This is a genomic window from Streptomyces polyrhachis, assembly GCF_042663125.1.
GTDB lineage: Bacteria > Actinomycetota > Actinomycetes > Streptomycetales > Streptomycetaceae > Streptomyces > Streptomyces polyrhachii.
Genome location: NZ_JBHSZO010000056.1, coordinates 1 through 24990, shown reverse-complemented (window position 1 = coordinate 24990; position 24990 = coordinate 1). Strand labels below are relative to the sequence as shown.

Annotated in this window: 24 protein-coding genes and 1 tRNA gene; 22 read left to right on the top strand and 3 right to left on the bottom strand. The window is 72.6% G+C overall.

Annotation, left to right across the window (positions count from 1 at the left end; genetic code table 11):
- Positions 1–54 precede the first annotated feature (54 nt).
- The gene (locus tag ACFQLX_RS24265) at positions 55–1464 is read right to left on the bottom strand and encodes a lipase maturation factor family protein (RefSeq protein ID WP_386418478.1); all 1410 of its coding nucleotides are present in this window, start codon (positions 1462–1464) and stop codon (positions 55–57) included.
- 165 nt (positions 1465–1629) lie between these two features.
- Here ACFQLX_RS24265 and ACFQLX_RS24260 point away from each other — a divergent pair, with 165 nt between their 5' ends.
- From ACFQLX_RS24260 to ACFQLX_RS24235, 6 genes are all read left to right on the top strand, one after another.
- On the top strand, positions 1630–1932 hold the full coding sequence (locus ACFQLX_RS24260) for an urease subunit gamma (protein ID WP_386418476.1): 303 nt from the start codon (positions 1630–1632) through the stop codon (positions 1930–1932).
- Positions 1933–1944: 12 nt separating this feature from the next.
- Positions 1945–2256 (top strand): urease subunit beta, encoded by a 312-nt coding sequence (locus tag ACFQLX_RS24255; RefSeq protein ID WP_386418474.1) that lies wholly within the window; start codon positions 1945–1947, stop codon positions 2254–2256.
- Positions 2249–3964 carry an urease subunit alpha gene (locus tag ACFQLX_RS24250; RefSeq protein ID WP_386418472.1) on the top strand — a complete coding sequence of 572 codons (1716 nt, stop codon included), beginning with the start codon at positions 2249–2251 and terminating at the stop codon, positions 3962–3964. Before ACFQLX_RS24255 ends, ACFQLX_RS24250 begins: the two co-directional genes overlap by 8 nt.
- A 1-nt stretch (position 3965) precedes the next feature.
- Positions 3966–4688, top strand: coding sequence for an urease accessory protein UreF (locus tag ACFQLX_RS24245; RefSeq protein ID WP_386418471.1), 723 nt, complete (start codon positions 3966–3968; stop codon positions 4686–4688).
- Between the two features lie 24 nt (positions 4689–4712).
- The gene (gene ureG / locus ACFQLX_RS24240; protein WP_386418469.1) at positions 4713–5387 is read left to right on the top strand and encodes an urease accessory protein UreG; all 675 of its coding nucleotides are present in this window, start codon (positions 4713–4715) and stop codon (positions 5385–5387) included.
- 143 nt (positions 5388–5530) lie between these two features.
- On the top strand, positions 5531–6154 hold the full coding sequence (locus ACFQLX_RS24235) for an urease accessory protein UreD (protein ID WP_386418467.1): 624 nt from the start codon (positions 5531–5533) through the stop codon (positions 6152–6154).
- A gap of 95 nt (positions 6155–6249) precedes the next feature.
- Here ACFQLX_RS24235 and ACFQLX_RS24230 read toward each other — a convergent pair whose 3' ends face one another.
- Positions 6250–7128, bottom strand: coding sequence for a thioesterase family protein (locus tag ACFQLX_RS24230; protein WP_386418465.1), 879 nt, complete (start codon positions 7126–7128; stop codon positions 6250–6252).
- Between the two features lie 44 nt (positions 7129–7172).
- A complete protein-coding gene (locus ACFQLX_RS24225) occupies positions 7173–7769 on the bottom strand; it encodes a TetR/AcrR family transcriptional regulator (protein ID WP_386418463.1) in 597 nt (198 codons plus the stop codon).
- 577 nt (positions 7770–8346) lie between these two features.
- Between ACFQLX_RS24225 and ACFQLX_RS24220 the strand changes: the two genes are divergently transcribed.
- From ACFQLX_RS24220 to ACFQLX_RS24145, 16 genes are all read left to right on the top strand, one after another.
- A complete protein-coding gene (locus ACFQLX_RS24220) occupies positions 8347–9528 on the top strand; it encodes an ROK family transcriptional regulator (RefSeq protein ID WP_386418482.1) in 1182 nt (393 codons plus the stop codon).
- Positions 9529–9714: 186 nt separating this feature from the next.
- A complete protein-coding gene (locus ACFQLX_RS24215) occupies positions 9715–11319 on the top strand; it encodes a sugar ABC transporter ATP-binding protein (protein WP_386418461.1) in 1605 nt (534 codons plus the stop codon).
- Positions 11316–12341, top strand: coding sequence for an ABC transporter permease (locus tag ACFQLX_RS24210; RefSeq protein ID WP_386418480.1), 1026 nt, complete (start codon positions 11316–11318; stop codon positions 12339–12341). The genes ACFQLX_RS24215 and ACFQLX_RS24210 overlap by 4 nt, the downstream gene beginning before the upstream one ends.
- 95 nt (positions 12342–12436) lie before the next feature.
- Positions 12437–13483 (top strand): substrate-binding domain-containing protein, encoded by a 1047-nt coding sequence (locus tag ACFQLX_RS24205; RefSeq protein WP_386418459.1) that lies wholly within the window; start codon positions 12437–12439, stop codon positions 13481–13483.
- 78 nt (positions 13484–13561) lie between these two features.
- Positions 13562–14746, top strand: coding sequence for a Gfo/Idh/MocA family protein (locus ACFQLX_RS24200; RefSeq protein WP_386418458.1), 1185 nt, complete (start codon positions 13562–13564; stop codon positions 14744–14746).
- 30 nt (positions 14747–14776) lie between these two features.
- A complete protein-coding gene (locus ACFQLX_RS24195; protein ID WP_386418456.1) occupies positions 14777–15781 on the top strand; it encodes a sugar phosphate isomerase/epimerase family protein in 1005 nt (334 codons plus the stop codon).
- Between the two features lie 46 nt (positions 15782–15827).
- Positions 15828–16973, top strand: coding sequence for an inositol-3-phosphate synthase (locus tag ACFQLX_RS24190; protein WP_386418455.1), 1146 nt, complete (start codon positions 15828–15830; stop codon positions 16971–16973).
- Entirely contained in the window at positions 16970–17845 is an 876-nt protein-coding gene (locus tag ACFQLX_RS24185) for an SCO3242 family prenyltransferase (RefSeq protein ID WP_386418453.1), read from the top strand. The genes ACFQLX_RS24190 and ACFQLX_RS24185 overlap by 4 nt, the downstream gene beginning before the upstream one ends.
- Positions 17842–18723, top strand: coding sequence for a sugar phosphate isomerase/epimerase family protein (locus ACFQLX_RS24180; RefSeq protein ID WP_386418452.1), 882 nt, complete (start codon positions 17842–17844; stop codon positions 18721–18723). Before ACFQLX_RS24185 ends, ACFQLX_RS24180 begins: the two co-directional genes overlap by 4 nt.
- Positions 18720–19337: an EboA domain-containing protein gene (locus ACFQLX_RS24175; protein WP_386418451.1), complete on the top strand. Its 618-nt coding sequence runs from the start codon at positions 18720–18722 to the stop codon at positions 19335–19337. Before ACFQLX_RS24180 ends, ACFQLX_RS24175 begins: the two co-directional genes overlap by 4 nt.
- A 46-nt stretch (positions 19338–19383) precedes the next feature.
- Positions 19384–20244: a TatD family hydrolase gene (locus ACFQLX_RS24170; RefSeq protein ID WP_386418449.1), complete on the top strand. Its 861-nt coding sequence runs from the start codon at positions 19384–19386 to the stop codon at positions 20242–20244.
- Positions 20245–20247: 3 nt separating this feature from the next.
- Positions 20248–21435 carry a metabolite traffic protein EboE gene (gene eboE / locus ACFQLX_RS24165; protein WP_386418447.1) on the top strand — a complete coding sequence of 396 codons (1188 nt, stop codon included), beginning with the start codon at positions 20248–20250 and terminating at the stop codon, positions 21433–21435.
- Positions 21432–22862, top strand: coding sequence for an alkaline phosphatase family protein (locus ACFQLX_RS24160; protein ID WP_386418445.1), 1431 nt, complete (start codon positions 21432–21434; stop codon positions 22860–22862). The genes eboE and ACFQLX_RS24160 overlap by 4 nt, the downstream gene beginning before the upstream one ends.
- A gap of 95 nt (positions 22863–22957) precedes the next feature.
- On the top strand, positions 22958–23968 hold the full coding sequence (locus ACFQLX_RS24155; RefSeq protein WP_386418443.1) for a sugar phosphate isomerase/epimerase family protein: 1011 nt from the start codon (positions 22958–22960) through the stop codon (positions 23966–23968).
- A gap of 183 nt (positions 23969–24151) precedes the next feature.
- Positions 24152–24236: transfer RNA gene (locus ACFQLX_RS24150), tRNA-Leu, on the top strand.
- Between the two features lie 275 nt (positions 24237–24511).
- Positions 24512–24990, top strand: a 479-nt coding sequence (locus tag ACFQLX_RS24145; protein ID WP_386418442.1) for a class I SAM-dependent DNA methyltransferase, incomplete at its 3' end; no start/stop codon positions are given.

The window sequence follows — 24990 nt, the reverse complement described above, 5'->3', positions numbered from 1 at the left end:
ATTTTTTAGCCTCAACCCCCGAGCTTCGGCTCGGGGGTTGAGGCATTTTTGCGTTCAGAGGTCCCGTCGGCTTACCGGTCGCAGGTAGTCGCCGATCAGCCTGCGCTTCCACCAGCCCGCGCCGGCGCGTAGTTCCGTCCAGTCGGTGAACTCGTACGTGTAGAGCCGGGCGCGGATCCGGGCCGGTGGGGTGTCGGGGAAGGGGTTGTCGCGGAGGAGGCGGAGGAGCGCCGGGTCGTTCTCCAGGAGTTTTGCCACGAACCCCGGGAACCACTGGGCCGCGTACGACGGGGAGAGGGCCGCGAACCACATCAGCCAGTCGAGGCGCAGGTGGTACGGGGCGAACTGGCGGGGGAGGCGTTTCAGGGCCGTCGGCTTGCCCTTGAAGCCGTACTCGCGCCATTCGGTGGTGGGGGTGACGACCTCGTCCGTCGTGCCCTCCAGCACGACCTCCTGCCGGACGCGGGTCACGCTGCCGAAGGCGCCGTAGGTGTTGACCAGGTGCAGGGGGTCGAAGGAGGCGTTCATGCGCTGGTGGGAGGAGAGGAGGTTGCGGGCGGGGCGCCAGCTCAGCACCGCGATCAGGGCTGCCGCAGCGCAGACCAGCACCGTGAACCAGAGGGGGGCGTCCGGCAGTCGGCGTTCGTAGATCCCGGGGAGCTGGACGACGGAGAGGGCCAGGAGGATCGTCAGCCAGTTCAGCCAGGCGAAGTTGCCCGACAGCACCAGCCACAGCTGGGTCGCCACGAGGGCCGCCGCCGCCCAGGTCGCCACGGGCTGGGGCGTGAAGAGGAGGAACGGCAGCACCAGTTGGGCGACGTGGTTGGCGGCGGTCTCGATCCGGTGCAGGGGCCGCGGGAGGTGGTGGAAGAACCAGCTCAGCGGGCCCGGCATCGGCTGGGTCTCGTGGTGGTAGTACAGGGCGGTCAGGTCGCGCCAGCAGCTGTCGCCGCGCATCTTGATCATCCCGGCGCCGAACTCCACCCGGAAGAGCAGCCAGCGCAGCAGCCAGAGCACCAGGACCGGCGGCGCCACCTCGTCGTTGCCGAGGAAGACCGCCAGGAAGCCGGTCTCCAGCAGGAGCGACTCCCAGCCGAACGCGTACCAGGTCTGGCCGACGTTGACGATCGACAGGTACAGCACCCACAGCGCCGCCCACAGCAGTATCGACGCCCACAGCGGTACGAGATCCCCCACGCCGGCGAGCAGTGCGGCGGACAGTGCCGCGCCGCTCCAGGACCACAGCGCGAAGAACCGGTCCGTGTAGTGGAGGTGGAAGACGCTGGGGGAGTCGCGGAAGGGGACGCGGGCGGTGAAGCGCGGGACAGGGAGGAGGCCGCGTTCGCCGATCAGCGCCCGGAACTGGTGGGCGGCGACGAGGAACGCCACCAGGTACAGCGCCGCCAGGCCGCGCTGGAAGAGGAGTCGGCCGAGTGCGTATCCGGAGTCGGTGAACCACGCCATGGGGGTCTTCGTACCACCGGATCGCCCGCTGACGGAGACCTGGCGGGGAGGCTGCCGGGCGTGTCGGTCCCGTCGTGTAACGCGGCGGTAAAACATCGCCGCTAGCGTTCGTGCGGTCCGGGCGTAGCGGGTACGGCCGGGGTCGAGCCGATGCGGGGTACGAGTGTGCGACTGACTCCTCATGAGCAGGAGCGGCTGCTGATCCATGTGGCCGCCGACGTGGCGGAGAAGCGGCGGGCCAGGGGGGTGCGGCTCAATCATCCCGAGGCGGTCGCGCTGATCACCTCCCATCTGCTGGAAGGGGCCCGCGACGGCCGTACGGTGGCGGAGCTGATGGCCTCCGGGCGGCGGGTGCTGGGCCGCGAGGACGTGATGGAGGGGATCGCGGAGCTGATCCGCGAGGTGCAGGTCGAGGCGACCTTTCCCGACGGGACCAAGCTGGTCACCGTTCATGAGCCGATCTGCTGAGGGGGGTTGAGCGTGATTCCCGGTGAGATTCTCTACGCCGACGCGGCGGTCCGAATCAACGAGGGGCGGCCCGTGACGCGGCTGACCGTGCTCAACGCCGCCGACCGGCCGGTGCAGGTCGGCTCGCACTACCACTTCGCCGAGGCCAACCCCGGGCTGGAGTTCGACCGTTCGGCCGCGTACGGGCTGCGGTTGGACATCGCCGCCGGCACCGCCGTGCGGTTCGAGCCGGGGATTCCGGTGGCGGTGGCGCTCGTTCCGCTCGCCGGGCGGCGGGTCGTGGCGGGGCTGCGTGGGGAGATCGGGGGTGCGCTCGATGGCTGAGCTGGGCCGGGCCGCGTACGGGGACCTCTTCGGGCCGACCACCGGGGACCGGATTCGGCTGGCGGACACCGATCTGCTGATCGAGATCGAGGAGGACCGCTGCGGTGGGCCCGGACTCGCCGGTGACGAGGCGGTGTTCGGGGGCGGGAAGGTCATCCGCGAGTCGATGGGGCAGTCCCTGGTCACCCGGGCCGAGGGCGCGCCCGACACCGTGATCACCGGGGCGGTGATCCTCGACCACTGGGGTGTCGTCAAGGCCGACATCGGGCTGCGCGACGGGCGCATCAGCGCCATCGGCAAGGCCGGCAACCCCGACACCATGGACGGCGTCACTTCCGGGCTGGCGATCGGGCCGGAGACGGAGGTCATCGCCGGGAACGGGCGGATCGTCACGGCCGGGGCGATCGACGCGCACGTCCACTTCATCTCGCCGCAGCTCGTGGACGAGGCGCTGGCCTCCGGGGTCACCACCCTCATCGGCGGTGGTACGGGGCCGGCGGAGGGCACCAAGGCGACGACGGTCACGCCGGGGCCGTGGCATCTGGAGCGGATGTTCGCCGCGCTGGACGGCTGCCCGGTCAACGTGGGGCTGCTCGGCAAGGGGAGCACCGTCTCGCGGGAGGGGATGCTCAGCCAACTGCGGGGCGGCGCGCTCGGGTTCAAGATCCACGAGGACTGGGGGGCCACCCCGGCCGTGATCGACGCCTGCCTGACGGTCTGCGAGGAGACGGGCGCGCAGCTCGCCGTCCACACCGACACGCTCAACGAGGCCGGCTTCGTCGGCGACACCCTCGCCGCCGTCGCGGGGCGGACCCTGCACGCGTACCACTCGGAGGGCGCGGGCGGCGGGCACGCGCCCGACATCATCACCGTGGTCTCCGAGCCGTACGTGCTGCCCAGCTCCACCAATCCGACCCGGCCGCACACCGTCAACACCGTCGAGGAGCACCTCGACATGCTGATGGTCTGCCACCACCTCAACCCCTCGGTGCCGGAGGACCTGGCCTTCGCGGAGTCGCGGATCCGGCCGACGACGATCGCGGCCGAGGACATCCTGCACGACCTCGGGGCGATCTCGATCATCTCCTCCGACTCCCAGGCCATGGGGCGGGTGGGTGAGGTGGTCATGCGTACCTGGCAGACCGCGCACGTGATGAAGCGGCGGCGTGGTTCGCTGCCCGGGGACGGGCGGGCGGACAACCGGCGGGCGCGTCGCTATGTCGCCAAGTACACGATCAATCCGGCGGTGGCGCAGGGCATCGACGGGGAGGTCGGGTCGGTCGAGGTCGGGAAGCTGGCCGATCTGGTGCTGTGGGAGCCGGGGTTCTTCGGGGTGAAGCCGCAACTCGTCGTCAAGGGCGGGCAGATCGCGTACGCGCAGATGGGGGACTCCAACGCCTCCATTCCCACGCCGCAGCCCGTCTTTCCGCGTCCGATGTTCGGGGCGCTGGGGCGGGCGCCCGCGCTCAACTCGGTGAACTTCGTGACGCCGTTGGCGCTGGAGGCAGGGTTGGGGGAGCGGCACGGCAAGCGGATGCTGGCGGCGGCCTCGACGCGGGGGCTGGGCAAGGCCGATATGCGGGAGAACGACGCGCTGCCCCGGGTGGTCGTCGATCCGGACACCTTCACGGTGACGATCGACGGCGAGGTGGTGGAGCCTGCTCCGGCTGCCGAACTCCCCATGGCCCAGCGGTACTTCCTCTTCTGAGATGGGCGGTCACACGCGTTCTTCCAGGATGGGCGGGCACACGCGTGCGGCGCTCCTCGTTCTCGCTGACGGCCGTTTTCCCGCCGGGGGCCACGCTCATTCCGGTGGGGTGGAGGCGGCGGTGAAGGCGGGGCGGGTGCGGGATGCCGGCACGCTCCATGCGTACTGCGCGGGGCGGTTGGCGACGGCCGGGCTGACGGGGGCCGGGCTTGCGGCTGCTGCTTGCGGCGGGCTTGATCCGGTGGTGCTTGACGAGGCCGCTGATGCCCGTACGCCCTCGGCCGTGCTGCGGGGCGTGAGTCGCAGGCTCGGGCGCCAGGCGCTGCGGGCGGCCCGGGCCGCGTGGCCGCATCCGGAACTGGAGGCGCTGGCGGCGGCTTTTCCGCGCGGCGCGCATCAGCCGGTCGTGCTGGGCGTCGCGGCGCGGGTGGCGGGGCTCGGTCCGCTGGACGCCGCGCAGGTGGTGGCGTACGAGGCGGTGTCGGGGCCGGCGACGGCGGCCGTGCGGCTGCTGAGCCTCGATCCCTTCGACGCGACGGCTGTGCTGGCGCGGCTGGCGCCGCGGGTGGACGAGGTAGCGGTGCGGGCCGCTGAGTGCGCGGAGAGGGCGCGGGAGGGGGGAGATGGCGGGGGAGTCGATGCGCTGCCGGCCGCGTCGAGCGTGTGGCTTGATATCGCCGCTGAGCAGCATGCCGGTTGGGCTGTGCGGCTGTTCGCGTCCTGAGGGATCTCTACGTTGGGAGATGTTGTGCACCTGGATCACCGCGAGACCTTCCCCGAGCGTCACACCCACGGTGACTTCCGTCCGGATGGGGGCCGGCGGGCGCTGCGGATCGGGATCGGTGGGCCGGTCGGCTCCGGTAAGACGGCGACCGTCGCGGCGCTGTGCCGGGCACTGCGGGAGGAGTGGTCGATCGCCGTCGTCACGAACGACATCTACACGCGGGAGGACGCGGAGTACCTGCTGCGGGAGGCTGTGCTGCCGGCGGAGCGGATTGCCGCGGTGGAGACGGGGGCGTGTCCGCACACCGCGATTCGCGATGACATCTCCGCCAATCTGGAGGCGGTGGAGGAGTTGGAGGAGTCGGTCGGGGGGCTGGAGCTGGTCCTGATCGAGTCCGGGGGTGACAATCTCACCGCCACGTTCTCCAAGGGGCTGGTGGACGCTCAGGTCTTCGTGATCGATGTGGCGGGGGGTGATGACATTCCGCGCAAGGGTGGGCCCGGGGTTGCCACCGCTGATCTGCTGGTGGTCAACAAGACGGATCTGGCGCCCTATGTGGGGTCGGATCTTGGTCGTATGGGGCGGGACGCCGCTGTTCAGCGCGGTGAACTGCCGGTTGTCTTCACGTCGTTGGTGGGGGAGGGCGGGGTCGAGCCCGTTGCCGAGTGGGTGCGGGGGCGGCTGGGGGCGTGGCGGTGAGCACGGTCGTGCCGGTGGGTGCGGGGGTGCGGGCGCATGCGCGGGTGGTGGCTTCCGCTGGTTTTGACGGGCGTACGGTTCTGCCCGTTCTGGAGAGTGACGGGCCGTTGGCGCTGCGGCGGGTCCGTTCGTCCGGAGCTGGGGTGGGGGCGCAGGTCTGCCTGGTCGGGGCGATGAGCGCGCCGCTGGGTGGGGATCGGCTGGCTCTGGATGTGACGGTACGGGCGGGGGCCCGGCTTCGGTTCTCCAGTGCCGCGGCGACGATCGCGCTGCCGGGGCACACGGGTGCGGCGGCTGCGTACGACGTGCGGATCGTGGTCGAGGAGGGTGCTGAACTGCGGTGGGAGCCTGAGCCGTTGATCGCCGCTGGGGGGAGTCTGCTGCGGGTGGGTACGCGGATCGAGGTGGGTGCGGGTGCTCGGCTCGTCTTTCGTGAGGAGCTGGTCCTCGGGCGGGCGGGGGAGGAGCCCGGCAGTCTTGCCTCGCGGCTCACCGTGCGGCGGGACGGGCGGCTGCTGCTGGATCAGGAGACGGGGCTGGGGCCCGGGTACGGGGGCTGGGACGGGCCGGCGGGGGTGGACGGCTGCCGTGCGGTGGGGCAACTGCTGCGGGTCGGAGGGGAGATGGCGGGTGGATCGCGGGTGTGGGAGGGGCCGGGGGAGGGTGCGCAGGCTGCGCGGATGGAGTTGGCCGGTGGCTTTGCGACGTTGACCAGTGCTATGGCGTCGGACGCTCTTGCTCTGCGGGGGTTGCTGCGGGAGGGGTGATTCCTCACCGGCCTTCGGCGGCCGAGCCGCGCCAGGTGGGTCGGGGGCGGCTCGGCCGCGGGTGAGGGTGCGGCTCGGTCGGGTTGAGGGTGCGGTTACTTCTTCGGCAGGCGTACGCGGGCCAGTTGGCGGGACTGGGCCACCAGGCGGTCCGTGGAGTCCCAGACTTCTGCGTCCTCCTCCAGGTAGCCGCCCGCGAAGTTGCGCGTCGAGTGGACCACGCGCAGCCAGCCGGGGGCCGGCTTCGCCCGTACGTGGGCGGTCAGTTCGAGGGTCGGCGCCCAGCCGGGGACGCCGAGGTCGAAGCTGACCGGGGGGAGGATGTCGACCGCCAGGAGGAGCAGCAGCGGGTCGGGGTCGCGGCCCTCCGGGAGGCGGAACCAGCCGCGGATCTCACCCTTGTTGGACGGCGCGCCGACCGCCCAGCCGACGCAGGCCGGGTCGAGGCGCAGGTCCACGCGGTCCAGCAGGGGGGACTGGGCCTTGAACTCCGCGGGGGCCGCCTCCGTACCGAAGCACTCCTCGGGGGCGGGCAGGTGCGGCGGCTTGGCGGAGGTGCGGATGTCGCCGTCCTGGGCGGCCAGGTCGCCGAAGGTGGCCAGGGCGCGCAGGCGCTCCACGGGGGTGCCGTCCTCGCCGGGCTGGCAGAGGGAGGCGGAGGCGGTGGAGACCGTACGGCCGCGGCGGAGGGTGTCGACCTCCACGGTGGCCGGGCCCGCGGTGGAGGTGGAGAGGTAGTACGCGCTGATCGAGAAGGGGTGCGGGTGGGGCGTGGGGCCCTCGCCCAGCTCGGCCGACAGGGCGCGGGCGGCTACGGAGAGGAGGAGGCCGCCGTTGATGCCCATGCCCACCTTCCAGGCGCCGGGGAGGTCGGTGTCGTATATCGACCGGCCGCCGGGGCGGCGGGTCACGGCGGTCTCGCGGTCGAAGTCGGGGGCGGGGGTGGGGGGTTGCGTCATGGGGGATTGCGTCATGGGTGGTTCCTTATGCGGGGTTGGTGGCGTTCGGATCGGTGGCGTTATGCGGGATCTGTGGCGTTGAGGCCGAGGGCTTGGCAGAGGGTGTCGTAGATCTGGTCCATCGAGGTGGCTGTCGTCGCGTAGGGGAGGGAGCCCCAGGACCACAGCTGGGCCAGTCCGTGTACGGAGGACCACAGGGCGCCGGCGAGGAGGAGGGGGTCGGCCTCGCGCTGCCAGCCGGTGGTCTGGAGGTTGCGTACGCCGGTGAGGAGGGGGGTGAAGGCTGCGGTGCCGGCTTCGCGCAGCTCTTCGTCGGTGGGGTCCAGGAGGTCCTGGCGGAACATCAGTTGGAACATTTCTGGGCTGGCGAGGGCGAACTCGGCGTAGGCGTGGAGGCCGGTGCGCAGGTGCCGGGCGGGGGGTGCGGTGGGGGGGAGGGCGTTCAGTTCGTCGCCGGTGCGGGCTGCCAGTTCGCGGAAGCCCTGGGTTGCGATGGCGGAGAGGAGGGCTGCCCGGTGGGGGAAGTGCTTCAGGGGTGCCCCGTGGGAGACGCCGGCGTGGCGGGCGATTGCTCGGAGGGTGAGGGACTCTACGCCGGATTCGGTTAGGAGGGTTCTGGCGGATTGGAGGAGGCGGGATCGGGGGGTGGGGGGCATAGTGGACAGTGTCTACTAAGGGGGTGGACGGTGTCTACCTGGGGGTGGGTTGCACCGCTCCGCGGTGGGTGGGCGTTGCACCGCTCCGCGGTGGGGGTGCTGTGTCGCTCCGCGACAGGGGGTGCTGCGTCGCTCCGCGACGCTGGGTGGCTGGGGGTGGGTGAAGTGGGCCGGTGGGGGGTGGGGGTCTGTGGGTGGGGGACTGGGGGACGTGGGTGGACATTGACATGGATATGGGCTGGGTGAGTGCGGGTGTGGGTCGGTTGGGTTCGGGTGGGGGAGGGAGCACGGGCGGGCTGGGTTCGGGTGGGCATGGGGGCATGGGCGGGCTGGGTTCGGGTGGGCGCGGGGCATCGGCTAGGTGGGTGTGGGGGATACGGGCCGGGTGCGAGTGCGGGTGGGCTTGTTAGGGCTTTGTCCTGTGGATGGGGAAAGTTGGGGGTGGATCGTGCACTACTTCTTCCCAGTGTTGCGGTGCGCTGCTACGTTCCCCGGTAAAGGTGTTCGGTCGGCTTGGTTGCTTCGGTGGACGTTGGCCGGGGCCCGTGCGTGTGGAGGGAGCTGAGCGATGCGGCGTATGACGGCTCGGCCCGCCAATGCGCATCAGGCGCGGTTGCTTCGGTTGCTGCGTGATGGTGGGCCCAACTCCCGGGCTCAGTTGGGGGATCAGGTCGAGCTTTCCCGGTCCAAGTTGGCCGTGGAGATCGATCGGCTGCTTGAGACCGGGCTTGTTGTCGCTGACGGGTTCGCCGCCTCGCGGGGCGGGCGGCGGTCGCACAATGTGCGGTTGGCCCCCGCGCTGCGGTTCCTTGGTGTTGATATCGGTGCCACCTCTGTCGATGTGGCCGTCACCAACGCCGAGTTGGAGGTCCTCGGGCATCTCAACCAGCCCATGGACGTTCGCGAGGGGCCCGTCGCCGTTTTTGAGCAAGTGCTCGCCATGGCCGCCAAGTTGCGTGCCACCGGGGTTGCCGAGGGGTTCGACGGTGCCGGGATCGGTGTGCCGGGGCCCGTGCGGTTTCCCGAAGGGGTCCCTGTGTCGCCCCCGATCATGCCGGGATGGGACGGGTTTCCCGTACGGGAGGCCCTCAGCCAGGAACTGGGCTGTCCCGTCATGGTCGACAACGACGTGAACATCATGGCCCTCGGTGAGCAGCACGCCGGAGTCGCGCGGTCGGTGCGTGACTTCCTCTGCATCAAGATCGGTACCGGTATCGGCTGCGGCATCGTCGTCGGTGGTGACGTCTATCGGGGGACCAACGGCAGCGCCGGTGATATCGGGCACATCCAGGTCGAGGCCGACGGGCGTCCCTGCGCCTGCGGCAACCGCGGCTGCCTTGAGGCCTACTTCGGTGGCGCCGCGCTCGCCAAGGACGCCGAGGCCGCCGCCCGGGACGGGCGGTCCGTCGAACTGGCCACCCGGCTGGAGAGCGTGGGACGCCTCTCCGCCACCGACGTCTCCGCCGCCGCCGTGGCCGGAGACCCCTGCGCCCTCCAGCTCATCCGCGAGGGCGGCACCCGTACCGGGCAGGTCATCGCCGGCCTGGTCAGCTTCCTCAATCCGGGCCTGGTGGTGATCGGTGGCGGGGTCACCGGGCTCGGCCACAACCTGCTCGCCGCCATCCGCACCCAGGTCTACCGCCAGTCGCTGCCGCTCGCCACCGGCAACCTGCCCATCGTGCTGGGCGAACTCGGGCCCGTCGCCGGTGTCATCGGTGCCGCCCGGCTCACCAGCGACCACCTCTTCTCGCCCGCGTAGCCGTCCCGGGCCGCTGCTTCGGCGGCCCGGGAACGTACAACCGCACAGCCCGCGTTCGTACTTCGCGTACGTGGCCGCGCCGTCGCCGGCGTGCCGCGCCCTGTCGGTGCTCCCGTAGCACCCGAGCCGCACCACCCCGCACCGCCGTACCGCGATCAGCCCTGCCCGAAAACAGGAGATCCGCACATGGCACCTACCGCTCCGCAGGACCCTCCACCCCTGCTCACGATGTCCGCGATCACCAAGGTCTTTCCCGGCGTACGCGCCCTCGACGGCGTCGATCTCGACGTCCGGGCCGGTGAAGTGCACTGCCTGCTCGGGCAGAACGGGGCCGGCAAGTCGACGCTGATCAAGGTGCTGGCGGGCGTGCACCAGCCCGACGGCGGCGAGATCGTCTGGCAGGGCGAACCCGCCGTCCTCAAGTCCCCCGTCGCCGCCATGCGGTTGGGCGTGGCCACCATCTACCAGGAACTGGACCTCGTCCGGCACCTGTCGGTCGCCGAGAACGTCTACCTCGGGCACGAGCTGAGCCGCCACGGCTTCCTGCGCCCGCGCGCGGCCCGCGCCGCCACCGCCGCCCTCCTCGCCCGGCTCGGGCACCCCGAGATCGCGCCCGGCCGGATCGTGGGGACGCTCTCCGCCGCCGGGCAGCAGATCGTCTCCATGGCCCGCGCCCTCTCGCACGACGTGAAGCTGATGGTCATGGACGAGCCGTCCGCCGCCCTCGACCCGGACGAGGTCGACAACCTCTTCCGCATCGTGGGCGACCTGACCTCCGAGGGCGTCGCCGTCATCTACATCTCCCACCGGCTTGAGGAGATCCGCCGCATCGGCGACCGCGTCACCGTGCTGAAGGACGGGCGCGCCGTCGCCCGGGGGCTGCCCGCCCGTACGACACCCACCTCCGAGGTGGTGTCGCTGATGACGGGGCGCGAGGTCGAGTACCTCTTCCCCCAGCGGGCGGACGGCGGGGCGGACGGCTCCGCCGCGCCCGTACTGCGGACCGAAGGGCTATGCCGGGACGGGGAGTTCGCCCCGCTGGACCTGGAGGTGCGGCCCGGGGAGATCGTCGGACTCGCCGGGCTGGTCGGGTCGGGGCGCTCCGAGGTGCTGGAGACGATCTTCGGGGCGCGCAAGCCGACAGCGGGGCGCGTGTACGTCAACGGGCGGCCGGTGCGCACCGGTTCGGCGCGCGCCGCCGTCGACGCCGGGATCGGGCTGGCGCCCGAGGAGCGCAAGTCGCAGGCGCTGCTGCTGGGCGAGTCCGTCACCCGCAACGTCTCCGTCTCCTCCCTGCGCCGCTTCTCCCGCCTGGGCTGGATGGACCGCTCCGGCGAGCGCCGCGCCACCCACGAGGTCGTCCGCCGGCTCTCCCTGCACCCCGACAACCCGCAGCTGCCCATCCGCACCCTGTCCGGCGGCAACCAGCAAAAGGCCGTCCTGGCCCGCTGGTTGCTGCGCGAGTGCAAGGTGCTGCTGCTGGACGAGCCCACCCGCGGCGTCGACATCGGGGCCCGGGCCGAGCTGTACGCGGTCATCCGCGACCTGGCGGACTCCGGTGTCGGCGTCGTGCTCGTCTCCAGCGACCTGCCCGAGGTCCTGGGCCTCGCCGACCGGGTGCTGGTGCTGCGCGAGGGCGAGGTCATCCACACCGCCCCGGGCCGTGAACTCACCGAGCACCAGGTCCTCGACCTCGTCGTCTCCTCGGGCGCCCCCGCCCGCGGCGACACCACCCCCTCCGCTCCCGGCACCCCGGGCGGCACCTCACGGAAGGACGCCGAGCAGTGCTGAGTTCCTCCCAGACCACCCCCGCCGCCAAGGCCGGTCCGCTGCCCGCCTCCGCCGGCCCCGGCGCCCTGTGGGAGCGCGCCGACAAGCGCATCCTGGCCCTCGTGCTGGTCCTCGGCATCCTCGTCGCCGTGGGCGCCTTCACCGAGCCCGACACCTTCCTGCGGGTCAACAACCTGCGCAACATCCTCACCCAGTCCTCCATCATCGGCGTCGTCGCCGTCGGCATGACCCTGGTGATCATCGGGGGCGGCATCGACCTCTCCGTCGGAGCCATCGTCGCCCTGGCCTCCGTCTGGGCGACGACCGTGGCCACCCAGGAGTACGGCTTCGGCGGCATCCTCTTCACCTCCGCCGCCGTCGCCGTGGGCTGCGGGCTCGTCAACGGGCTGCTCATCGCGTACGGGAAGCTCGTCCCCTTCATCGCCACCCTCGCGATGTTCGCCTCCGCCCGCGGCCTCGCCGTCTCCCTCAGCGACGGCAAGACCCAGCGCGTCACCGCCGAGAACGCCTCCGTCACCGACCTGGGACTGCCCGGCGCCCGCGTGCTCGGCATCCCCCCGCTCGTGATCATCTTCGCGGTGATCGCGGTGCTCGGCTGGCTGCTGCTCAACCGCACCAGCTTCGGCCGCCGCACCGTCGCCCTGGGCGGCAACCCCGAGGCCGCCCGCCTGGCCGGCATCGACCTGCGCCGCCAACGCCTCTACCTCTACGTCCTGTCGGGCCTGTGCTGCGGCATCGCCGCCTTCATGCTCACCGTGCAGACCGGCTCCGGCCAGAACACCAACGGCAACCTCTACGAACTCGACGCCATCGCCGCCGCGATCATCGGCGGCACCCTCCTCAGCGGCGGCCGGGGCACCATCGTCGGCTCCGTGCTCGGCGTGCTGGTCTTCACCACCATCACCAACATCTTCTCCCTCAACAACCTGCAGAACGACGTCCAGCAGATCGCCAAGGGCGCCATCATCGTCGTCGCCGTGCTGATCCAGCACCGCACCTCACGCAGCGCCGCCGAGACATGATCCCGGCCGCCGTACGTTCCCGCAGCCCGGCGCCGCACCCGCCTCAACCCGCGCCCTCCTCCCGGCACTTCCGACGTACCGAAGGGTCACACGCCATGTCCCACACCCCGCTCACCAGCCGCAGAAACGTGCTCTTCGGAGCCGCCGCGCTCTCCGCCGGCACCTTCCTCACCGCCTGCACCAGCAACGAGGCCAAGGACGACCCCGCAGCGCAGGAGGTCGGGCAGGGCGCCGACGACAAGCCCGGCAAGCCCGTCACCATCGGCTTCGCTGGACCGCAGGCCGACCACGGCTGGCTCAACGCCATCAACGACAACGCCCGCAGCCGCGCCGGGAAGTACAGCGACGTCACCCTGGAGATCACCGAGGGCTCCAACGACCCCGCCGCGCAGGACGGCCAGATCCAGACGCTGATCGACAAGAAGGTCGACGTGCTGGTCATCCTGCCCGCCGACGGCAAGGCCATGACCCAGGCCGGCCTGAAGGCCATGCAGGCGGGCATCCCCGTCATCAACCTCGACCGGGTCTTCGACTCCCAGCAGGCGTACCGCACCTGGATCGGCGGCGACAACTACGGCATGGGCCTCAACGCCGGGCGCTACATCGGCGAGAAGCTCAAGGGCAAGAGCGGCGCCAAGGTCATCGAACTGGCCGGCATCGATAGCCTGGAGCTGACCCGCCAGCGCACCCAGGGCTTCGACGACGCGCTGAAGAACTACCCCAACATCAAGAAGGTCGGCCGCCAGGCCGCCGAGTTCACCGTCGAGTCCGGGCAGCGCAAGATGACCGACCTCCTGCAGGCAGTCCCCGAGTTCGACGCCTTCTGGAACCACGACGACGACCAGGGCGACGGCGCGCTGCAGGCCATCAAGCAGGCCGGGCGCGAGGACTTCCTGATGGTAGGCGGCGCCGGATCCAGGAACGCCTTCGACAACATCAAGGCCGACAACACGGTCCTGAAGGCCACCGTCCTCTACCCGCCGACCATGGCGGCCTCCGCCATCGACCTCGCGCGGGCGCTCGGCCAGGGCAAGGGCGTCGGCGGGATGGCGGAGTTCGAGATCCCCGCCTTCGTGACCCTGTACTCGGCGGTGGTCGACAAGGAGAACGTCGACCGCTACCTGCCCACCGGGTTCAAGTAGGCCGACGGCGACCCGGTGTTACGGCCGCGGGCCGGCCGCCGGGCAGCTCACCACCGTCACCGAACAGCGAGGAGTTGTATGTCGAACGACGAACCGGCACCCGAACTCGGCATCGGCATGGTCGGCTACGCGTTCATGGGCGCCGCCCACTCCCAGGGCTGGCGCACCGCCGGCCGGGCCTTCGACCTGCCCCTGCGCCCCCGGCTGGCGGCCGTCTGCGGCCGCGACCGCGGGCAGGTCGAGGCCGCCGCCGCCCGGCTGGGCTGGGACGCCGCCGAGACCGACTGGCGCGTCCTCGTCGCCCGCGACGACGTGCAGCTGGTCGACATCTGCACGCCCGGCGACAGCCACGCCGAGATCGCCGTCGCCGCACTGGCGGCCGGCAAGCACGTGCTCTGCGAGAAGCCGCTCGCCAACACCGTCGCCGAGGCGGAGGCGATGACCGCCGCCGCGCAGGCGGCCGCCGCCCGCGGGCAGGTCGCCATGGTCGGCTTCAACTACCGCCGGGTGCCCGCCCTTTCGTACGCCCGCCAGCTCGTCGCCCAGGGACGGCTGGGCGCGCTGCGGCACGTACGGCTGACGTATCTGCAGGACTGGCTCACCGACCCGGCCTTCCCGCTGGTGTGGCGGCTGCGCAGGGAGCACGCCGGCTCCGGGGCGCTCGGGGACCTCGGGGCGCACCTCGTGGACCTGGCGCAGTTCCTCACGGGGGAGGCGATCGCCGGGGTGTCGGCGCTGACCGAGACGTTCATCAAGGAGCGCCCGCTGCCCGGGAGTTCGTCCGGCCTCACCGCCTCGGGAGGTACGGGCGGGCTCGGGGCGGTCACCGTGGACGACGCGGCGCTCTTCCAGGGGCGCATGGCCTCCGGGGCCCTGGCCTCCTTCGAGGTCAGCCGGCTCGCGGCGGGCCGCAAGAACGCCCTGTCGGTCGAGCTGAACGGGGAACTGGGCTCCCTCTCCTTCGACTTGGAGCGCCTCAACGAGCTGTCCTACCACGACCACGCCGAGCCCGCCCCCACCGCCGGCTTCCGCCGCATCCTCGTCACCGAGCCCGAGCACCCCTACCTCTCCGGCTGGTGGCCCCCCGGCCACGGCCTCGGCTACGAGCACACCTTCGTGCACCAGGCCCGCGACCTGGTGCACGCCATCGCCGCCGGCGAGCAGCCCGCCCCCTCCTTCGCCGACGGGCTGCGCGTCCAGCGCGTCCTGGCGGCGGTCGAGGAGAGCGCCGCGAAGAACTCCGCCTACATCCCCGTCAGTTGACTGCCAGACTGGCCAAGGGAGCGCAGCCTCATGCCCCGCACCTTCACCCTCTTCACCGGACAGTGGGCCGACCTGCCGCTGGAGGAGGTCGCCCGCCACGCCCGCGACTTCGGCTACGACGGCCTCGAACTCGCCTGCTGGGGCGACCACTTCGAGGTCGATCGGGCACTGGCCGAGCCCGGCTACCTCGACGGGCGCCGCCGACTGCTGGAGAAGTACGGGCTGACGTGCCGGGCGATCTCCAACCACCTGGTGGGCCAGGCCGTCTGCGACCATCCCATCGACGAACGCCACCGCGCCATCCTCCCCGCCCGCATCTGGGGCGACGGCGAACCCGAGGGCGTACGGCAGCGCGCCGCCGCCGAGATGGCCGACACCGCACGGGCGGCGGCCGCCTTCGGCGTGGACACCGTGGTCGGCTTCACCGGCTCGTCCATCTGGCACCTGGTCGCCATGTTCCCGCCCCCCGTACCGGGCATGATCGAGCGCGGCTACGCCGACTTCACCGAGCGGTGGAACCCGATCCTGGACGTCTTCGACGAGGTGGGCGTGCGCTTCGCCCACGAGGTCCACCCCGGCGAGATCGCCTACGACTACTGGACCACCCGCCAGGCCATGGACGCCCTGGGCAACCGGCCCGCCTTCGGCCTCAACTTCGACCCCTCGCACTTCGTCTGGCAGGACCTCGACCCGGTCGGCTTCCTGTGGGACTTCCGCGACCGCATCTACCACGTCGACTGCAAGGAGGCCCGCAAGCGCCTCGACGGCCGCAACGGGCGCCTGGGCTCCCACCTGCCCTGGGGCGACCCGCGCCGGGGCTGGGACTTCGTCTCCGCCGGACACGGCGACGTGCCCTGGGAGGACTGCTTCCGGATGCTGCGCTCCATCGGCTACCAGGGGCCGATCTCCGTGGAGTGGGAGGACGCGGGCATGGACCGGCTCCAGGGGGCGCCCGAAGCACTGCGCAAACTCCGGGAGTTGGACTTCGACCCGCCGCAGGCGTCCTTCGACGCGGCGTTCGGGAGCGGGCACTGAGGCCCCCCTGCGCACGCCACCCACCAGCGCTGACCGGAGGTACTCCGTGAACACGTCCCTCTCCCGGAAGCAGACCGAGCCGCCGCCCACCGGAGTCTGGCTCGTCGGCGCGCGCGGCTCCGTCGCCACCACCGTCGTCGCCGGCGCGGCCGCCCTGGCCGCCGGGCTGCACCAGCCGCTCGGCATGGTCACCGAGACCCCCGCCTTCGCCGGCTGCGCGCTCCCCGCACTCGGCCGGCTCGTCTTCGGCGGCCACGACACCGCCTGCACACCGCTGCCCAAGCGGGCCGAGCAGCTCGCCGCCGCCGGCGTCCTGCCGGTGGGGCTGCCGGACGCCGTACACCGTGAACTCGCCGCCGCCGACGCGGAGATACGGGCGGGGGAGCGCGGCAGCCCCGGTGACACGGGCGCGGTGGAGCGCATCGCCGCCGACCTCGCCGACTTCACCCGGCGGCGCGCCCCGGCCCGTACGGTCGTCGTCAACGTCGCCTCCACCGAGGCCGCGCCCAACGGCGGGGAACTCCCGCCCAGTTCGCTCTACGCGGCGGCGGCCCTGCGCGCCGGCTGCCCGTACCTCAACTTCACCCCCTCCACCGGACTGCACCACCCCGCCCTGCGGCCGCTCGCCGAGACCTCAGCCCTGCCGTACGCCGGCCGGGACGGCAAGACCGGGCAGACGCTGCTACGGGCCGTCCTGGCGCCGATGTTCGCCCAGCGCGCCCTGGCCGTGCGCGCCTGGTCCGGGGCCAACCTCCTCGGCGGCGGCGACGGGGCCGCGCTCAGCGACCCGGCCGCGGCGGCGGCGAAGAACGCCGGCAAGGAGCGGGTGCTGGCAGACAACCTCGGCGCGCTGCCCGAGGGCGAGGTGCACATCGACGACGTACCGGCGCTGGGGGAGTGGAAGACCGCCTGGGACCACGTCGCCTTCGACGGCTTCCTCGGCACCCGGATGGTTTTGCAGACGATCTGGCAGGGCTGCGACTCGGCGCTGGCCGCACCGCTGGTGCTGGACCTGGTACGGATCATGGCGCGCGCCCACGAAGCGGGGATCAGTGGGCCCGTACCGGGGCTGGGCTTCTACTTCAAGGACCCCGACTGCGGGCCGCCGGACCTGGCCGGGCAGTGGGCGGCGCTGCTGGCACTGGCCGGGCGGCTGCGGGCAGCGGAGCCGACGAGGGGAGCGGACTCATGAACCGGCGCGCCTGGGCCGAACTGCTGCGGCTGCCCGCCCTGTTCACCATCCCCGGCGACGCACTCGCCGGCGCCGCCGCCGCGGGCGTGCGGCCGGGACGCCGCACGGCGCTGGCCGCCGGGGCGTCGGTCTGCCTGTACGGGGCCGGGATGGCGCTCAACGACTACGCCGACCGCGAGGTCGACGCCGTGGAGCGCCCGCACCGCCCGATCCCCTCCGGCCGGATCGCCCCCCGCGCCGCGCTGGCGGCGGCCGGCGCGCTGACCGGCGCGGGACTGGCGCTGGCCGCGGCGGCGGGTCGGCGCCCCCTCGGGGTGGGCGCGGCACTGGCGGCGACGGTGTGGGCGTACGACCTGCGGCTGAAGCAGACGGCGGCGGGACCGGCCGCCATGGCGGCGGCGCGGGGACTGGACCTGCTGCTGGGCGCGGCGGCCGGCGGATCGCCCACGTACCGCTCCCACCAGGCTCCTTCACCGCTGGGAGCCGCGGCCTTCCTCGCCGCCCACACCTACGCCGTCACCGCCGTCTCCCGCAACGAGGCGTGGGGCGGCCGGGCAGCGACGCCGGCCGCCGCGCTCGCCGGCACGCTGGCGGTCGCGGACGGCATCCGGCGCGGCACGACCGGCGGCTCGCGCGACCTGACGACCGCCGCCTGCCTCACCTACGCCGCGGCGGCCGCCCGCCCGTACGCCCACGCCGCCCTCAACCCCAGCCCGCACCTCACCCGGACGGCGGTGGGCGCCGGCATCGGGGCGCTGCTCCCGCTGCAGGCCGCGCTGGCCGCCCGCCGCGGCGCCCCCGCGACCGCCGCCGCGCTGCTCGCGCTGATCCCCCTCGCCCGCCGCCAGTCAGGGAAGGTGAGCGTGACATGAGCCGGCTGCGCCTCGCCTACGGTACGAACGGACTCACCGACCTGCGCCTGACCGACGCCCTCGCCCTGCTGGCCGACCTCGGCTACGACGGCGTCGCCCTCACCCTCGACCACATGCACCTCGACCCGCTGGCCCCCGACCTCCTCGCGCGCACGGCGGCCGTCGCCCGCGTGCTGGAGCGCACCGGGCTGGCGGTGACGGTCGAGACCGGCGCGCGCTACGTCCTCGACCCGCGCCGCAAGCACGCCCCGACCCTGCTGGACCCCGATTCTGCCGGGCGCCTGGCCCGGCAGCGGCTGCTCCTGACGGCGCTGCGGGTGGCCGGGGAGCTGGGCGCGGGCGCGGTGCACGCCTTCAGCGGGCGCCGGCCGGCCGGGGTGGCCGAGGACACCGCGTGGGAGACGCTGGCGCAGTCACTCGAACCGGTGCTCACGGCCGCCGAGTACGCCCGCATCCCGCTGGCCGTCGAACCGGAGCCCGGCCACCTCCTCCACGACCTCGCCGGCTTCCACCGGCTGCGCGCCGCCGTCGGGGAGCACCCGGCGCTGGGACTGACGCTGGACCTCGGCCACTGCCAGTGCCTGGAGCCGCTCCCGCCGGCCGAGTGCGTGCGGGAGGCGGCGCCGTGGCTGGCGCACGTACAGATCGAGGACATGCGGCGCGGTGTGCATGAGCACCTGCCCTTCGGGGAGGGCGAGATCGACTTCGAACCGCTGCTGGGAGCGCTGCGGGCCAGCGGCTACCGCGGCCTGATCAGCGTCGAACTGCCCCGCCACTCACACGCCGGACCCGAACTCGCGCGCACCTCACTGGAGTTCCTGCGCGCGACGGAAGCGGCGGCGGGCGGGCGGGCGGCACGGGGAGGCAAACCGCGATGATCACCGAACGCACCCCCGCCGCCCTCGCCGCGCTGCGGGCCGCGGTGGAGTCGGGCCTGGCACCGGGCGCGCGGATCTGGCTGGTGGAGGCACTGCGGGAGGCGACAGCGGCGGCGGCCGCGACCCCCGCCCCCTGGGAGGCCCGCTTCACGGCGGCCCGCCGCGCCTGCGGCTCCCACGCCGCCGACGCCGTACGCCTGCTCCTGCTGCGCGCCGCCCGCGCCGACGCCGCCACCGCGACCCGCCTCTACGAGCACGGCGACACGGCGGAACGCCTCGCCGTCCTACGGGCGTTACCGCACCTCGACCCCGGCCCGCAGGCCCTCCCCCTCCTCCACGACGCCCTGCGCACCAACGACACCCGGCTGATCGCCGCCGCCCTCGGCCCCTACGCGGCCGAGCACCTCGACACCCCCGCCTGGCGGCAGGCCGTCCTCAAATGCCTCTTCACCGGCGTCCCCCTCACCGCCGTCGCCCGGCTCGCCGACCGCGCCCGCGGCGACACGGAGCTGGCCCGCATGCTCACCGGCTACGCCGCCGAACGCGAGGCCGCCGGCCGCCCCGTCCCCGACGACCTGCGCCACGCCCTCACGCTCACCGCCCCCCAGGAGTAGCCCACCGCACCCCCCTCACCCGCCGCCCCGGACCTCGGAGAACCCCATGCGTATCTTCGACCCCCACATCCACATGACCTCCCGCACCACCGACGACTACACGGCGATGCACGACGCCGGAGTACGCGCCCTGGTCGAACCCTCCTTCTGGCTCGGCCAGCCCCGCACCTCCCCCGCCACCTTCCTCGACTACTTCGACTCCCTCCTCGGCTGGGAGCCCTTCCGCGCGGCCCAGCACGGCATCGCCCACCACTGCGCGCTCGCCCTCAACCCCAAGGAGGCCAACGACCCCCGCTGCACCCCCGTCCTGGCCGAACTGCCCCGCTACCTCCACAAGGACCGCGTCGTGGCCGTCGGCGAGATCGGCTACGACGCGATGACCCCGGCCGAGGACCACGCGCTCGCCGCCCAACTGCAGCTCGCCGCCGACCACGGCCTGCCCGCCCTCGTCCACACCCCCCACCGCGACAAGGCCGCCGGCGTCGCCCGCACCCTCGACGTCCTGCGCGAATCCGACCTCCCCCCGCAGCGCGTCGTCCTGGACCACCTCAACGAGACGACCGTAGCGGCGGCCACTGACAACGGCGTCTGGCTGGGCTTCTCCGTCTACCCCGACACCAAGATGGACGAGGCGCGGATGGTCGCCGTCCTGCGCGAGTACGGCTCCGCGATCATGGACCGGGTCCTGGTGAACTCCGCCGCCGACTGGGGCCGCAGCGACCCGCTGAAAACCCGCGGCACCGGCCTGGCGATGCTCGCCGCCGGCTTCTGCGAGGACGACGTGGACCGCGTCCTGTGGCGCAACCCCGTCGCCTTCTACGCCCAGAGCGGCCGCCTCGAACTCGAACCGGACAAGCCCACCACCGACCTCTACCAGGGCAACTCCCTCCTGCGCGGAGGAAGTTGAACCATGCGCTTCCGCCACCCCGACGGCTCCACCGTCCACCTCGCCTACTGCACCAACGTCCACCCCGCCGAGGACCACGACGGCGTCCTGGCCCAACTGCGCGACCACGCCGAGCCCGTCCGCCGCCGCCTGGGCCGCGACCGCCTGGGCATCGGCCTGTGGCTCGCCCGCGACGTCACCCGCACCCTCGGCGCCGACCCCGCCGCCCTGCGCCGCCTCAAACGCACCCTCGACGAACGCGGCCTGGAGGTCGTCACCCTCAACGGCTTCCCCTACCGAGGCTTCGGCGCCGAGATCGTCAAGTACCGCGTCTACCAACCCGACTGGACGACGACCGAACGCCTCGACCACACCGCCGACCTCGCCCGCCTCCTCGCCGCGCTCCTCCCCGACGACGTCACCGAGGGCACCGTCTCCACCCTCCCGCTCGCCTGGCGCACCGACTTCGACGACAGCCGCCGCACGCAGTCCCTGAAGGCCCTGCACGCCCTCGCCGACCGCCTCGACGCCATCGAGGAACTGACCGGCCGCTCCCTGCGCGTCGGCCTCGAACCGGAACCCGGCTGCACGATCGAGACCACCGCCGACGCCCTCGCCCTCCTCACCGGCCCCGACGCCCCGCCCCCGCACCGCATCGGCGTCTGCGTCGACACCTGCCACCTCGCCACCTCCTTCGAGGACCCGTCCACCGCCCTGGCCGCGCTCCAGGAAGCGGGCGTCCCGGTCGTGAAAGCCCAGCTCTCCGCAGCACTCCAGGCCCGCAGCCCGCACGATCCGGCGGTACGGGCCGCACTCGCCGCCTTCGCCGAACCGCGCTTCCTGCACCAGACCCGCGCCCGCACCCCCCACGGCGTACGGGCCGTGGACGACCTCCCCGAAGCCCTCGCCGGCGGCCTGCCCACCGGCCCCGACGACGTACCGGAATGGCGCTCGCACGTCCATGTCCCCCTGCACGCCCCCCTCGAAGCACCCCTGACGGCCACCCTCCCCGTCCTGCGCGCCGCCCTCACCCACCTCCTCGGCGGCGCGCGCGCCCGTACCCGCCACCTGGAGGTCGAGACCTACACCTGGCACGCCCTCCCACCCGAACTGCGCCCCCGCAGCCGCGCCCAGCTGGCCGACGGCATCGCCGCCGAACTGGCGCTCGCCCGCGACCTGCTGACCTCCCTCGGCCTCAAGGAGCTGCCGTGACCGCCCGCCCGCTGGCCGTCATCGACGTCGTCGGCCTCACCCCGCGCCTGCTCGCCCACATGCCGGCGCTCAGCGCCCTGGCCCGCGCCGGCTCCCACGCGCCCCTCCAGCCACCCCTGCCCGCCGTCACCTGCACCTCCCAGTCGACCTTCCTCACCGGAGCACCCCCCGCCGAGCACGGCATCGTCGGAAACGGCTGGTACTTCCGCGAGTTGGGCGAGGTACTCCTGTGGCGCCAGCACAACGCCCTCGTCGCCGGCGACAAGCTGTGGGACGCCGCCCGCCGCGTCCAGCCCGGCTACACGGTGGCCAACGTCTGCTGGTGGTACGCGATGGGCGCCGGCACCGACTACACCGTCACCCCGCGCCCGGTCTACTACTCCGACGGCCGCAAGGAACCCGACTGCTACACCCGCCCCCCGGCCCTGCACGACGAACTCACCGCGAAACTCGGCACGTTCCCCCTCTTCTCCTACTGGGGCCCGCGCGCCGGCCTGGAGTCCTCCCGCTGGATCATCGCCGCCGCCCGCCACCTGCTGGCCACCCGCCACCCCGACCTCACCCTGGTCTACCTCCCGCACCTCGACTACGACCTCCAGCGCTACGGCCCCGACGACCCCCGCTCCCACACCGCCGCCCGCGAACTCGACACGGCTCTGCGCCCGTTGCTGGCCGACGCCGACCGGGAGGGCGCCACCACCGTGGTCCTCTCCGAGTACGGCATCACCCGCGCCGACCGCCCCGTCGACATCAACCGCGCCCTGCGCCGCGCCGGCCTGCTGGAGGTCCACACCCAGGCCGGCATGGAGTACCTCGACCCCACCGCCTCCCGCGCCTTCGCCGTCGCCGACCACCAGATCGCCCACGTCTACGTCCGCGACCCGGCCGACGTCCCCCGTACCCGCGAGGCGCTCGCCGGCCTCCCCGGGCTGGACCGCCTCCTGGACGACGACGGCAAGAAGGCGTACGGCCTGGACCACCCCCGCGCCGGCGAGCTGGTCGCCCTCGCCGCGCCGGACGCCTGGTTCACGTACTACTACTGGCTCGACGACGACCGCGCCCCGGACTTCGCCCGCCAGGTCGAGATCCACCGCAAACCCGGCTACGACCCCGCCGAGCTGTTCCTCGACCCGCGCGACCCCTACGTCCGCCTGCGCGCCGCGAGCGCCCTCGCCCGCAAGAAGGCGGGCCTGCGCTACCGCATGGCGGTCGTCCCCCTGGACCCCGAGCCGGTACGCGGCAGCCACGGCCTGCCCCCGGCCACCGAGGCGGACGGCCCCGTCCTCCTCACCACCGATCCCGCCGGCCCGTCGACCCCCGTGGCGGCGACGGACGTCAAGCGGCTGCTCCTGCGCCTGGCCGGGCTCGTACCGCAGCCGCGCCCCGCAGACCCCACACCGCACCACACGCCCGACCGTCCGGCCTGATCAGCCCGACCGACCAGGACGACTGGCCCATCCCACCCGAGCCTCCCGAGCCCCCCGACCCGACCCGACCCGACCCGACCAAGGAGCATCCGCCCATGACCGAGCACACCGACAACCTCGCCCGCACCCTCAAGCGCCGCGGCTTCCTCGGCGTCGCGGCCGGCGCCACCGCCGCCGCCCTCACCGGCGCGGCGGCCACCCCCGCCACCGCCGCGGGCCGCGCGCAGGGCGCGATCGTGCCGCCCGGCCGGCTGGGCATCCAGCTCTACACCCTGCGCGACCAGATCGCCTCCGTCGGCTTCGCGCCGGTCTTCGAGGCCCTCGCGGAGTACGGCTACGACGAGATCGAGTACGCCGGCTACGCCCAGGGCACCGGCCCCCTCACCCTGCCCCGGCTGCGCCGCCTCGCCGCCGGAAACGGCCTGCGCGGCATCGGCAGCCACGTCTCGTACACGGGCGGCTACTCCTTCGCGAGCAGCCTCGGCCAGGTCCTGGCCGATGCCCGGGAGCTCGACCTGCCGTACATCGGCACCTGGGCCGGCCCCTTCCGCTACGGGACCACGGTCGACGCGGTGAAGCGCTCGGCGGCGGAGTTCAACGCCTACGGCGCGGCGGCGAAGGCGCTGGGCATGAAGTGGTACCAGCACAACCACTCCGACGAGTTCGCCTTCTGCAGCGACGACCCCACGGTGCGCATCTACGACCTGATGCTCGCCGAGACCGACCCTGACCTGGTGTTCTTCGAGATGGACATCTACTGGGCATACGTCGGCCAGTACCGCTTCGGCACCCGCCCGGACGGTACCCCGGCGCCCTTCGAACCACTGGACTACGTCCTCGCGGCGCCGCAGCGCTTCCCCCTCTTCCACGTGAAGGACGGCGAGCACGACGAGACGACACCGCACGGCTACCACATGACGGACGTCGGCGACGGTGACATCGACTACGAGCGCTTCATCGGCACGCTCACCCGCACCACGTACGGCCGGCGCTCTCACAACTGGCTGGTGGAACGGGACGACGCGGTCAGCCCCCAGACCAACCCCGCCGGCTCCCTGAGCACGGCCCGCCGCTCGGCGTGCTACCTGCGCGGAGAGGACTGCTGAGCGGACGGCTCAGGCACGCGACCACGGTGCGTGAGGGCGGCCGAGACGGCCGCCCTCACGCTGACCTCGCCAAACGCATCCGACCGCGCACGCAGCGTGACGGGAAACGGGGGTGAAAGGCACTCCAAAACCTTGGTATCGTTGTACTCGTCACCGCGGGCGAAACCCTGCGGCAGACCACCGGTCCGGGTGGCGGAATGGCAGACGCGCTAGCTTGAGGTGCTAGTGTCCTTTATCGGACGTGGGGGTTCAAGTCCCCCCTCGGACACATAAGAGTGCAGGGCCGTGATCTGATGATCACGGCCCTTTTCGCTGCGCCGTAGGCATGGTGGAAGGCCGCGAGTGGGGACGGACTCCGAAAGGCGCGGATCCGTCCGGTCGCCACCGTGCGGTACCGCCTGATTCCACAGCTGCCGCAGCCGGGTGAGGAGTTGGGTGCGGGCGTGTTCGCTATCGTCCAGTTACCGTCTGTCGCCGATCGACTGCCCGCGATAACCTGCCCCTTGCTTGCTGCGATACGAACGGCGACACACGAGGGGGATCGTGGAAGGGCGCGAAGTGCGGGGGCACTACGATGAGTTGGCTGCCGAGTACGACGAGCACTGGGTCTACGGACCTGACTACGTCCCCTGGATGGCCGGACGGATCGCCGAGGCACTGCGGCTCGGCCCCGCGGACCGGATCGCCGACATCGGCTCCGGTACCGGCCTCTTCGCCAGGGAAGTGGCCGAGCGGGTCCGGCCCCGCCGCCCCATCCTCTGTGTCGACCCGTCCGAAGCGATGCTCGACCAGCTTGGCACACCACCACCTCCCGGTCTGGCACCGATCGTCGCCTCCGCCGAGGACATCGCCGAAGGACGCGTGCAGCTGCCGTACGAACAGCTCGACGCGATGTGGCTGAAGGAGTCGGTGCACCACGTGGCCGACCCCGCGCGCACCCTTCGAGGTCTGGCCGAACGCCTAGCGCGGGGGGTGCCCCTATGTGTTTGGTCAAGGTCGAGGACCAGTAGGTTCGTGCGATC